7 protein-coding genes and 1 tRNA gene are annotated in these 13,522 nt (G+C 36.7%); all 8 read left to right on the top strand.

The window, feature by feature from the left end; genetic code table 11:
* The first annotated feature begins 150 nt into the window (after window positions 1–150).
* The 8 genes from vncR (at window position 151) to HMPREF1516_RS05070 (ending at window position 13,238) form a co-directional block, all read left to right on the top strand.
* Entirely contained in the window at window positions 151–807 is a 657-nt protein-coding gene (gene vncR / locus HMPREF1516_RS05105; RefSeq protein WP_033605950.1) for a response regulator transcription factor VncR, read from the top strand.
* Window positions 804–2,132 (top strand): sensor histidine kinase VncS, encoded by a 1,329-nt coding sequence (vncS, locus tag HMPREF1516_RS05100; RefSeq protein ID WP_033605949.1) that lies wholly within the window; start codon window positions 804–806, stop codon window positions 2,130–2,132. The genes vncR and vncS overlap by 4 nt, the downstream gene beginning before the upstream one ends.
* 137 nt (window positions 2,133–2,269) lie before the next feature.
* Window positions 2,270–3,151 (top strand): class II fructose-bisphosphate aldolase, encoded by an 882-nt coding sequence (locus HMPREF1516_RS05095; RefSeq protein ID WP_001019007.1) that lies wholly within the window; start codon window positions 2,270–2,272, stop codon window positions 3,149–3,151.
* Window positions 3,152–3,435: 284 nt separating this feature from the next.
* Window positions 3,436–4,428, top strand: coding sequence for an ABC transporter ATP-binding protein (locus tag HMPREF1516_RS05090; protein WP_033605948.1), 993 nt, complete (start codon window positions 3,436–3,438; stop codon window positions 4,426–4,428).
* Window position 4,429: 1 nt separating this feature from the next.
* Window positions 4,430–5,248 carry an ABC transporter permease gene (locus tag HMPREF1516_RS05085; protein ID WP_033605947.1) on the top strand — a complete coding sequence of 273 codons (819 nt, stop codon included), beginning with the start codon at window positions 4,430–4,432 and terminating at the stop codon, window positions 5,246–5,248.
* A gap of 1 nt (window position 5,249) precedes the next feature.
* The gene (locus HMPREF1516_RS05080) at window positions 5,250–6,035 is read left to right on the top strand and encodes an ABC transporter permease (RefSeq protein WP_033605946.1); all 786 of its coding nucleotides are present in this window, start codon (window positions 5,250–5,252) and stop codon (window positions 6,033–6,035) included.
* Window positions 6,036–6,464: 429 nt separating this feature from the next.
* Window positions 6,465–12,941, top strand: coding sequence for a S8 family peptidase (locus HMPREF1516_RS05075; RefSeq protein WP_033605945.1), 6,477 nt, complete (start codon window positions 6,465–6,467; stop codon window positions 12,939–12,941).
* Window positions 12,942–13,165: 224 nt separating this feature from the next.
* Window positions 13,166–13,238 (top strand) — tRNA-Thr (locus tag HMPREF1516_RS05070).
* Window positions 13,239–13,522 lie beyond the last annotated feature (284 nt).

Here is a 13,522-nt window from a genome sequence, read left to right as displayed (position 1 = left end):
ACGTCAGCTTCACCTTGCCGTACTCAAGTACAGCCTGCGGCTAGCTTCCTAGTTTGCTCTTTGATTTTCATTGAGTATAAGGCCTCTTCCTTTCAGGGTGAAACCGAGATGATTTACAAGAAATTTAAAGGAATGTGAAAAATTTTTTCTATGAAAATTTTAATTGTAGAAGATGAAGAGATGATCCGTGAGGGGATCAGTGACTATTTGACGGATTGTGGTTATGAAACCATTGAAGCAGCAGATGGTCAGGAAGCTCTGGAAAAGTTTTCCAGCTATGAAGTTGCTCTAGTACTACTGGATATCCAGATGCCCAAGCTTAATGGCCTAGAAGTCCTAGCGGAGATTCGTAAAACCAGTCAGGTACCTGTCCTGATGTTAACCGCCTTTCAGGATGAGGAATACAAGATGAGTGCTTTTGCTTCTCTGGCAGACGGCTATCTGGAAAAACCCTTCTCCCTGTCTCTCTTAAAAGTGAGGGTGGATGCAATTTTCAAGCGCTACTACGATACAGGAAGAACCTTCTCCTATAAAGATACCAAGGTGGACTTTGAGAGTTACAGTGCAAGCCTAGCAGGTCAAGAAGTGGCTATCAATGCCAAGGAGTTGGAAATTCTGGACTATCTGGTGAAAAATGAAGGCCGGGCCTTGACTCGTTCTCAGATTATCGATGCTGTCTGGAAGGCGACAGATGAGGTTCCCTTTGATCGTGTCATTGATGTCTATATCAAGGAATTACGGAAAAAGCTAGACTTGGATTGTATCCTCACTGTGCGCAATGTTGGTTATAAATTGGAGCGAAAATGAAACGAACAGGTTTATTTACAAAGATTTTTATCTATACCTTCTCGATTTTTAGTGTTCTGGTTATTTGTCTTCATTTAGCCATTTATTTTCTCTTTCCCTCTACTTATCTGAGCCACCGTCAGGAAACTATTGGCCAGAAAGCGACAGCCATTGCCCAATCCCTAGACGGAAAAGATAGGCAAAGTATCGAGCAAGTGTTGGACTTGTATTCCCAGAGCAGTGATATCAAAGGAGCTGTTAAGGGAGAAATGACCGAAGACAAGTTAGAAGTCAAGGACAATCTTCCTCTGGACACGGATCGCCAGACAACTTCACTCTTCATTGAGGAACGAGAGGTAAAAACGCAAGATGGTGGAACTATGACTCTCCAGTTTCTAGCTTCCATGGATTTGCAAAAAGAAGCAGAGCAGATCAGTCTCCAGTTTCTTCCCTATACCTTGCTGGCATCCTTTCTGATTTCCCTCTTGGTGGCCTACATCTATGCTCGGACCATTGTTGCACCGATTTTGGAAATCAAGCGAGTGACCCGTCGGATGATGGATTTGGATGCCCAAGTGCGATTGCGTGTAGATTCTAAGGATGAGATTGGTGATCTCAAGGAACAAATCAATAGCCTTTACCAGCATCTTTTGACTGTTATTGCGGACTTGCATGACAAGAATGAAGCTATTCTCCAGCTGGAGAAGATGAAGGTTGAGTTTCTACGAGGGGCTTCTCATGAATTGAAAACACCTCTGGCCAGTTTGAAAATCCTGATTGAGAATATGAAAGAAAATATCGGTCGCTATAGAGATAGAGACCACTATCTGGGAGTTGCCTTGGGGATTGTGGATGACCTCAGTCATCACGTTCTCCAGATATTGTCTCTTTCTTCTGTTCAGGAATTGCGAGAGGAGAAAGAAAAGGTTGACCTCCTTCAGATGACGCAAAGTCTAGTCAAGAATTATGCTTTACTAGCCAAGGAGAGAGAACTTCAGGTAGACATTAACCTAACCCATCAGCAGGCATACATAAACCCATCTGTCATGAAACTAATCCTATCGAATCTCATCAGTAATGCTATCAAGCACTCCACTCCAGGTGGCCTGGTCTACATTGGCGAGAGAGAAGGAGAACTCTTTATCGAGAATAGCTGTAGTCCTGAAGAACAAGAACAATTGGCCCAGTCTTTTTCTGGAAATGCTAGTCGCAAGGCCAAGGGTTCGGGGATGGGGATCTTTGTGGTCAAAAGTTTATTAGAACATGAGAAATTGCCTTATCGTTTTGAAAGGCAGGATGATCGCTTGACTTTCTTTATACGCTTTCCTAGAGTTAGCCAAGATTAAAAAAGAAAGGGTTTACATTGATTGGATTAGAAGAAATTCAATCTAAAGCATGGGAAAAACTAGCTTTTTTTATCAAAAAGTGATAAAATGAACAATGTAAATGGGATGTCCCAAAAAATATATAGGAGGCCTGACAAATGGCAATCGTTTCAGCAGAAAAATTTGTCCAAGCAGCTCGTGACAACGGTTATGCAGTTGGTGGATTTAACACAAACAACCTTGAGTGGACTCAAGCTATCTTGCGTGCAGCAGAAGCTAAAAAAGCTCCAGTTTTGATCCAAACTTCTATGGGTGCTGCGAAATACATGGGTGGTTACAAAGTATGTAAACTTCTCATCGAAAACCTTGTAGAATCAATGGGAATTACTGTACCAGTTGCTATTCACCTTGACCATGGTCATTATGAAGATGCACTTGAATGTATCCGAGTTGGTTATACTTCAGTTATGTTTGACGGTTCACACCTTCCAGTTGAAGAAAACCTTGAAAAAGCTCGTAAAGTTGTAGAATTTGCTCATGCAAACGGCGTATCAGTAGAAGCTGAAGTTGGTACTATCGGTGGTGAAGAAGACGGAATCATTGGTGATGGCGAATTGGCTCCAATTGAAGATGCTAAAGCAATGGTTGCAACTGGTATTGACTTCTTGGCAGCTGGTATTGGTAACATCCACGGTCCTTACCCAGCAAACTGGAAAGGTCTTCACCTTGATCACTTGCAAAAATTGACAGAAGCAGTTCCAGGCTTCCCAATCGTATTGCATGGTGGTTCAGGTATTCCTGATGACCAAATCCAAGCAGCTATCAAACTTGGTGTTGCGAAAGTTAACGTTAACACTGAATGCCAAATCGCATTTGCTAACGCAACTCGTAAATTTGTTGCTGAATACGAAGCAAACGAAGCAGAATACGATAAGAAGAAACTCTTTGACCCACGTAAATTCTTGAAACCAGGTTTCGAAGCAATTACAGAAGCTGTTGAAGAACGTATCGACGTATTCGGTTCAGAAGGTAAAGCATAATCTAGCTGAACAATACAGAAAGAACCTGCCCATTAGGGTGGGTTTTTTGGTGTCCTAGGGAAATTATCAAACCATGATTTTTGATTAAAACTATTATTTTAAGAGTAAAATCTCTGATTTCATAATCTTCAGGCGAACGCTTGCATTCCATTTTTTATTGGACTATAATAGGTTGGTATAAAGCCTTCTGTAAGAATAAAATGTAAAGGGTTTAGAAAGTAAGGATTTAGAATATTTGTAGTCAAAAATACAATGTTGCTATTCCTTGCGATAGGGAGATAGATATGTCAATGATAGAAGTGGAACATCTTCAGAAAAATTTTGTGAAGACAGTAAAGGAGCCGGGGTTAAAGGGGGCTTTGCGCTCCTTTATTCATCCTGAAAAGCAGACCTTTGAAGCGGTTAAAGATTTGACCTTTGAAGTTCCAAAAGGCCAAATTTTAGGCTTTATCGGGGCCAATGGTGCTGGGAAGTCGACAACCATCAAAATGCTGACAGGGATTTTAAAACCGACATCTGGTTTTTGTCGGATTAACGGCAAGATTCCGCAAGACAATCGCCAAGATTATGTTAAGGATATTGGGGTGGTTTTTGGACAACGCACCCAGCTATGGTGGGATTTGGCACTGCAAGAGACCTACACGGTTTTGAAAGAGATATACGATGTGCCGGATTCGCTCTTCCACAAGCGCATGGACTTTTTGAATGAAGTTTTGGATTTGAAGGACTTTATCAAGGATCCCGTGCGGACTCTTTCACTAGGTCAACGGATGCGGGCAGATATTGCGGCTTCCTTGCTCCACAATCCTAAAGTCCTCTTTTTAGATGAGCCGACCATTGGTTTAGACGTTTCGGTCAAGGATAACATTCGTCGGGCCATTACTCAGATCAATCAAGAGGAAGCAACAACCATTCTCTTGACCACTCATGACCTGAGCGATATTGAGCAGCTTTGTGATCGAATTTTTATGATTGACAAGGGGCAGGAGATTTTTGATGGAACGGTCAGCCAGCTCAAGGAAACCTTTGGCAAGATGAAGACTCTTTCCTTTGAACTCGTGCCAGGTCAAAGTCATCTCGTCTCTTACTATGAAGGCTTGCCCGACATGACCATTGATAGACAAGGAAATAGCCTTAATATTGAATTCGATAGTTCCCGCTACCAGTCAGCTGATATTATCAAGCAAACCCTGTCTGATTTTGAAATCCGTGATTTGAAAATGGTGGATACGGATATTGAGGATATTATCCGTCGCTTCTACCGAAAGGAGCTCTAAGATGGTCAAATTGTGGAGACGTTATAAACCCTTTATCAATGCAGGGATTCAGGAGTTGATTACCTATAGAGTGAATTTTCTTCTTTATCGGATTGGCGATGTGATGGGAGCTTTTGTGGCTTTCTATCTCTGGAAGGCAGTCTTTGATTCCTCGCAAGAGTCCTTGATTCAGGGATTCAGTATGGCAGATATCACCCTCTACATCATCATGAGTTTTGTGACCAATCTTTTGACCAAGTCGGATAGCTCTTTTATGATTGGGGAGGAGGTCAAGGACGGATCCATTATCATGCGCTTGCTGCGACCAGTGCATTTTGCGGCCTCTTATCTCTTCACCGAACTTGGTTCCAAGTGGTTGATTTTTATCTCTGTTGGACTGCCATTTTTAAGTGTCATTGTATTGATGAAAATCTTATCTGGACAAGGGATTGTAGAAGTGCTGGGCTTAACTATCCTTTATCTCTTTAGCTTGATGCTGGCCTACCTGATTAACTTTTTCTTTAATATCTGCTTTGGATTTTCAGCCTTTGTATTTAAAAATCTATGGGGTTCCAATCTACTCAAGACTTCCATAGTGGCCTTTATGTCTGGAAGCTTGATTCCCTTGGCTTTCTTTCCTAAGGTGGTTTCAGATATTTTGTCTTTCTTGCCTTTCTCATCCTTGATCTATACTCCGGTCATGATTATCGTTGGGAAATACGATGCTAGTCGGATTCTTCATGCGCTTTTGCTTCAGTTTTTCTGGCTCTTAGTGATGGTGGGTCTGTCTCAGTTGATTTGGAAACGAGTCCAGTCCTTCATCACTATTCAGGGAGGTTAGTATGAAAAAATATCAACGCATGCATCTGATTTTTATCAGACAATACATCAAGCAAATCATGGAATACAAGGTGGATTTTGTGGTTGGTGTGCTAGGAGTTTTTTTGACCCAAGGTTTGAACCTCTTGTTTCTCAATGTCATCTTTCAACATATTCCATCCCTAGAAGGCTGGACCTTTCAAGAGATTGCCTTTATCTATGGATTTTCTTTGATTCCCAAGGGATTGGACCATCTCTTTTTTGACAATCTCTGGGCACTAGGTCAACGACTAGTCCGAAAAGGGGAGTTTGACAAGTATCTAACACGTCCCATCAATCCGCTCTTCCATATCCTCGTTGAGACCTTTCAGATTGATGCCCTGGGCGAACTATTGGTCGGTGGAATTTTACTAGCGACAACAGTATCAAGCATTGCTTGGACTCTTCCAAAATTCCTGCTTTTCCTAGTCTGTATTCCCTTTGCGACCTTGATTTATACTTCCTTGAAAATCGCGACTGCCAGTATCGCTTTTTGGACTAAGCAGTCAGGCGCCATGATTTACATTTTTTATATGTTTAATGACTTTGCCAAGTATCCGATTTCCATTTACAATTCGCTTCTTCGTTGGTTGATTAGCTTTATCATCCCCTTTGCCTTTACAGCTTACTATCCTGCCAGCTATTTCTTGCAGGACAAAGACGGGCTCTTTAACATTGGTGGGTTAATTCTGATTTCTCTTGTCTTCTTTCTGATTTCTTTGAAACTATGGGGCAGAGGCTTGGATGCCTACGAAAGTGCGGGTTCGTAAGATATAAAATAGGATGAGAGTTGAAAATTAAATATGTTACAAACAACCGTTGAAAATTATAGCGGTTGTTTTTGCATGTTTATTAAGGCATAAATTCTATCCATACCCCTTTTTGAGATTTTGGTAATTATTCCAGTTGATTGATACTATTTTTGATGGTGTGAATGTGCTGATAATGTATCCCAGTTAACTACGAAAGTTTTGGGTTTATATTTTTTAATGTACATTAAAAAAAAAATTAATGCGTGTTAATTTTTCTTGACTTAAAATTTTTTAATTGATATACTATTTTTCAGAGAGCTAACAATTATATATAAATGTACTACTCTATCCCACTAGATAATACGTCATAAAACTTTTTATAACAAAGGCTAGCAAGGTTAAAGTTTTCTATCTATTGGGTTTAAAATAAAAAATGAAGGAATTATAATGAAAAAAAGTACGGTATTGTCATTAACTACTGCTGCAGTTATTCTAGCAGCATATGCCCCAAATGAGGTAATTTTAGCAGATGCACCTAGTTCTGAAGATACTTTAAGAATTTCTGATAAAGAAAAAGTAGTAGCAGATAAAGAAAAAGTAGTAGCAGATAAAGAAAAAGTAGTAGCAGATAAAGAAACAGAAAACAATGAACAATCTGAAGAACTTCATAATGTTATAGAAACTTCAAAGGATACTGAGGAGAAGAAGACAACAGTTATTGAGGAAAAAGAAGTTGTTAGTAGAAAGTCTGAGATAGACAAAAAAACTAGTAACGAAGTAGAAAGTATCAAAGAAGACTCCAATCAATCCAAAGGAGATGATGCGAACTCATTTGTAAATAAAGATACAGAAAATCCGAAAAAAGAAGATAAAGTTGTCTATATTGCTGAATTTAAAGATAAAGAATCTGGAGAAAAAGTAATTAAGGAACTATCAAATCTTAAGGATACAAAAGTTTTATATACCTATAATACGATTTTTAATGGCACTGCCATTGAAACAACTCCAGATAATTTGGACAAAATTAAACAAATAGAAGGTATTTCATCAATTGAACGATCACAAAAGGTCCAACCAATGATGAATCATGCCAGAAAGGAAATTGGAGTTGAGGAAGCTATTGATTACCTAAAGTCTATTAATGCTCCATTTGGGAAAAATTTTGATGGTAGAGGTATGGTCATTTCAAATATCGATACTGGAACAGATTATAGGCATAAGGCTATGAGAATCGATGATGATGCCAAAGACTCAATGAAATTTAAAAAAGATGACTTAAAAGGCACTGATAAAAATTATTGGTTGAGTGATAAAATCCCTCATGCGTTCAATTATTATAATGGTGGTAAAATCACTGTAGAAAAATATGATGATGGAAGGGATTATTTTGATCCACATGGGATGCATATTGCAGGGATTCTTGCTGGAAATGATACTGAAAAAGACATCAAGAACTTTAATGGAATAGATGGAATTGCACCTAATGCACAAATTTTCTCTTATAAAATGTACTCTGACGCAGGATCTGGGTTTGCGGGTGATGAAACAATGTTTCATGCTATTGAAGATTCGATCAAACACAATGTCGATGTTGTTTCGGTATCATCTGGCTTTACGGGAACAGGTCTTGTAGGCGAGAAATATTGGCAAGCTATTAGAGCATTAAGAAAAGCAGGAATCCCAATGGTTGTTGCTACAGGTAACTTTGCGACTTCTGCTTCAAGTTCTTCTTGGGATTTAGTAGCCAATAATAATCTGAAAATGACAGATACTGGAAATGTAACACGAACTGCCGCACATGAAGATGCGATAGCGGTCGCTTCTGCTAAAAATCAAACCATTGAGTTTGATAAGGTTAACATTGGAGGACAAAGTTTTAAATACAGAAATATAGGGGCTTTTTTCGATAAAAATAAAATCCTGACAAATGAGGATGGTTCAAAAACTCCAAATAAATTAAAATTTGTATATATAGGCAAAGGTCAAGATCAGGATCTGATAGGATTGGATCTTAAGGGCAAAATTGCAGTAATGGATAGAATTTATACCAAGGATTTAAAAGATGCTTTTAAAAGAGCTATGGATAAAGGCGCACGTGCCATTATGGTTGTAAATACTGTAAATTACTACAATAGAGATAATTGGACAGACCTTCCAGCTATGGGATATGAAGCAGATGAAGGGACTAAAAGTCAAGTATTTTCAATTTCAGGAGATGATGGTGTAAAATTATGGAACATGATTAACCCTGATAAAAAAACTGAAGTCAAAAGAAATAATAAGGAAGATTTTAAAGATAACTTAGAACAATACTATCCAATTAATATGGAAAGCTATAATTCTAATAAACCAAATGTAGGTGACGAAAAAGAAATTGACTTTAAATTTGCACCTGACACAGACAAAGAACTGTATAAAGAAGATATTATAGTTCCAGCAGGGTCCACATCTTGGGGACCGAGAACAGATTTACTTTTAAAACCGGATGTTTCAGCACCTGGTAAAAACATTAAATCCACTCTCAATGTCATTAATGGGAAATCAACTTATGGCTATATGTCAGGAACTAGCATGGCAACTCCAATTGTAGCAGCTTCTACTGTTTTGATTCGACCAAAATTAAAGGAATTGCTTGAAAGACCTGTCTTGAAAAATCTTAAGGGAGATGACAAAATAGACCTTACAAGTCTTACAAAAATAGCCCTACAAAATACTGCGAGACCTATGATGGATGCGACTTCTTGGAAAGAAAAAAGTCAATACTTTGCATCACCTAGACAACAGGGGGCAGGGCTAATTAATGTTGCCAATGCATTGAGAAATGAAGTTGTAGCAACTTTCAAAAATACAGATTCTAAAGGTTTGGTAAATTCATATGGTTCCATTTCTCTTAAAGAAATAAAAGGTGATAAAAAATACTTTACAATCAAGCTTCACAATACCTCAAATAGACCTTTAACCTTTAAAGTTTCTGCATCAACTGTAACTACAGATGCTCTAACTGATAGGCTAAAACTCGATGAAACATATAAAGATGAAAAATCTCCGGACGGGAAGCAAATTGTTCCAGAAATTCACCCAGAAAAAGTCAAAGGAGCAAATATCACATTTGAGCATGACACTTTCACTATAGGTCCAAATTCCAGCTTTGATTTAAATGCGGTTATAAATGTTGGAGAGGCTAAAAACAAAAATAAATTCGTAGAATCATTTATTCATTTTGAGTCAGTGGAAGAAATGGAAGCTCTAAACTCCAACGGTAAGAAAAGAAACTTCCAACCTTCTTTATCGATGCCTCTAATGGGATTTGCTGGGAATTGGAACCACGAACCAATCCTTGATAAATGGGCCTGGGAAGAAGGATCAAAATCAAAAGCAATGGAAGGTTATGATGATGATGGTAAACCAAAAATTCCAGGTACCTTAAATAAGGGGATTGGTGGAGAACATGGTATAGATAAATTTAATCCAGCAGGAGTTATACAAAATAGAAAAGATAAAAATACAACATCCCTAGATCAAAATCCAGAATTATTTGCTTTCAATAACGAAGGAATCAACGCACCATCAACGAGTGGTTCTAATATTGCTAAAATTTATCCTTTAGATTCAAATGGAAATCCTCAAGATGCTCAACTTGAGAGAGGATTAACGCCTTCTCCACTTGTATTAAGAAGTGCAGAAGAAGGATTGATTTCAATAGTAAATACAAATAAAGAGGGAGGAAATCAAAAAGACTTAAAAGTCATTTCGAGAGAACACTTTATTAAAGGAATTTTAAACTCTAAAAGAAATGATGCAAAGGGCATTAAATCTTCTAAGCTAAAAGTTTGGGGTGACTTGAAATGGGATGGACTCATTTATAACCCTAGAGGTAGAGAAGAAAATGCCCCAGAAAGTAATGACAAAAAAGATCCTGCTACTAAGATACGAGGACAATTTGAACCGATTGCGGAAGGCCAATATTTCTATAAATTTAAATATAGATTAACCAAGGATTACCCATGGCAGGTTTCTTATATCCCTGTAAAAATTGATAACACACCTCCAAAGATTGTTTCAATTGATTTTTCAAACCCTGAAAAAATTAAGTTAATTACAAAGGATACTTATCACAAGGTCAAAGAGCAATACAAGAATGAAACGCTATTTGCGAGAGATCAAAAAGAACATCCTGAAAAATTTGACGAAATTGCCAACGAAGTTTGGTATGCTGGCGCCGCTCTTGTTAATGAAGATGGAGAGGTTGAGAAAAATCTTGAAGTAACTTATGCAGGTGAGGGTCAAGGAAGAAATAGAAAACTTGACAAAGACGGAAATACCATTTATGAAATTAAAGGTGCAGGAGATTTAAGAGGCAAAATCATTGAAGTGATTGCATTAGACGGTTCTAGCAATTTCACAAAGATTCATAGAATTAAATTTGCTGATCATGCTGATGAAAAGGGGATGATTTCCTATTATCTAGTAGATCCTGATCAAGATTCATCTAAATACCAAAAGCTTGGCGAGATTTCCGAATCTAAATTTAAAAATTTAGAAAATAGAAAAGAGGGTAGTCTAAAAAAAGATACAACGGAGGTAGAACATCATCTTCAAGAAAATGAAGAGTCTATCGAAGAAAAATCTAGCTTGACTATTCATAAAACTATTTCAACAATTAGAGATTTTGAAAGTAAAGACTTAAAGAAACTCATTAAAAAGAAATATAGAGAAGTTGATGACTTTACAAGTGAAACTGGTAAGAGAATAGAGGAGTACGATTATAAATACGATGATAAGGGAAATATTATTGCATATGACGATGGTAGTGCCTTACAATATGAAACTGAAAAACTTGATGAAATCAAATCAAAAATTTATGGCATTCTAAACCCATCTAAAGATGGACACTTTGAAATTCTTGGAATGATCAGTAATGTTTCTAGAAATGCCAAGGTATACTATGGAAATAACTATAAATCGATAGAAATCAAAACGACCAAGTATGATTCGCATTCAAAAACGATGACATTTGATTTATACGCTAATATTAATGATATTGTGGATGGATTAGCTTTTGCAGGAGATATGAGATTCTTTGTGAAAGATGATGATCAGATAAAAGCTGAAACTAAAATTAGAATGCCTGAAAAAAATAAGGAAACTAAAGCAGAATATCCGTATGCATCAAGTTATGGGAATGTAATAGAATTAGGAGAAGGAGATCTTTCAAAAAATAAACCAAACAATTTAACGGACATGGAATCTGGTAAAATCTATTCTGATTCAGAAAAACAACAATATCTATTAAAGGATAACATCATTCTAAGAAAAGGCTATGCACTAAAAGTGACTACCTATAATCCTGGAAAAACGGATATGTTAGAAGGAAATGGAGTCTATAGCAAGGAAGATATAGCAAAAATACAAAAGGCCAATCCTAATCTAAGAGTCTTATCAGAAACAACAATTTATGCTGATAGTAGAAATGTTGAAGATGGAAGAAGTACTCAATCAGTATTAATGTCGGCTTTGGACGGCTTTAACATTGTAAGGTATCAAGTGTTTACATTTAAAATGAACGATAAAGGGGAAGCAATCGATAACGATGGCAATCTTGTAACAGATCCTTCTAAACTTGTATTATTTGGTAAGGATGGTAAAGAGTACACTGGAGAGGATAAGTCCAATGTAGAAGCTATAAAAGAAGATGGCTCCACGTTATTTATTGATACCAAACCAGTAAATCTTTCAATGGACAAGAACTACTTTAATCCATCTAAATCTAATAAAATTTATGTACGAAATCCAGAATTTTATTTAAGAGGTAAGATTTCTGATAAGGGTGGTTTTAACTGGGAGTTGAGAGTTAATGAATCGGTTGTAGATAATTATTTAATCTACGGAGATTTACATATTGATAACACTAGAGATTTTAACATTAAGCTTAATGTTAAAGACGGCGACATCATGGACTGGGGAATGAAAGACTATAAAGCAAACGGATTTCCAGACAAGGTAACAGATATGGATGGAAATGTTTATCTTCAAACTGGCTATAGCGATTTGAATGCGAAAGCGGTCGGAGTACACTATCAATTTTTATATGATAATGTAAAACCAGAAGTAAGCATTGATCCTAAGGGAAATACTAGTATCGAATATGCTAATGGAAAATCTGTAGTCTTTAACATCAATGATAAAAGAAATAATGGATTCGATGGTGAGATTCAAGAACAACATATTTATGTAAATGGAAAAGAATATAAATCATTTGATGATATTAAACAAATAACAGATAAGACACTAAACATTAAGATTGTTGTAAAAGATTTTGCAAGAAATACGACCGTAAAAGAATTCATTTTAAACAAAGATACGGGAGAGGTAAGTGAATTAAAACCTCATAGGGTAACTGTGACCATTCAAAATGGAAAAGAAATGAGTTCAACGATAGTGTCGGAAGAAGATTTTATTTTACCTGTCTATAAGGGTGAATTAGAAAAAGGCTATCAATTTGATGGTTGGGAAATTTCTGGTTTCGAAAGTAAAAAAGACGCTGGCTATGTTCTTAATCTATCAAAAGATACCTTTATAAAACCTGTATTCAAGAAAATAGAGGAGAAAAAGGAGGAGGAAAATAAACCTACTTTTGATGTATCGAAAAAGAAAGAAAAAATACAATCTAATTCAACTAATGATGTCAACAGTATTGTTTCTGATGAAAATGATAAAAATTTTGAAATTAACAAGAACGTTTATCTAAATGAAGAAGGGAACTTAACTAATAAAAATACCAACATCAATAGTAAATCAACTAGTAACAATCCTAATGAGTTGCCAAAAACCGGAACAGCAAGCGGAGCCCAGACACTATTAGCTGCCGGAATAATGTTTATAGTAGGAGCTTTTCTTGGATTGAAGAGAAAAAATAAAGATTAAGACAAAAGCTATAGAAAAAATGGTTTATGTACTGAGATTAGATAGTGAGGTGATGACATAGTTTTGTGAAAGTATTGATTTATAAATATATTATTTAGATTTCTATGAAAATGGGAGATTTAAAAGAGATATATGTAAAAGCCTTGTCTCAGGACAGGCTTTTTCTAATGGAGATGAAAATTTCTTGACATCTATTCTCAGAGTGCTATACTAAAAGGGTAATCGCCGATTTAGCTCAGTTGGTAGAGCAACGCACTCGTAACGCGTAGGTCACAGGTTCAAGCCCTGCAATCGGCAGAATCAAGAAGCCCTAATGGGCCTCTTTTTTTGTAAATATAGGAAAGGTGGAACATATGAGATGGGTTCTGTTTAACGTCTGTGTCTCCTGCTTATAAATAAAAACTAAAATTTATATTTTGTGGTATAATATATATTAACAAGCACTTGTTTTCGTTCCGTTTTAGAGGACTATAGGCTGTTAATCATTTTAGAATTTTTTGCATAGATTTTCTAAAAATTATAAAAATCCATGGATAATAACGGATGAAGTCTCGCAAGCTTGGCTGAATATAAATCAAAAA

Origin of the sequence: Streptococcus sp. CM6, assembly GCF_000526095.1 — a bacterium.
Classification (GTDB): Bacteria; Bacillota; Bacilli; order Lactobacillales; family Streptococcaceae; genus Streptococcus; species Streptococcus oralis_BW.
The sequence above is the reverse complement of the archived record's forward strand: the minus strand, read 5'-3'. Positions and strand labels throughout refer to the sequence as shown.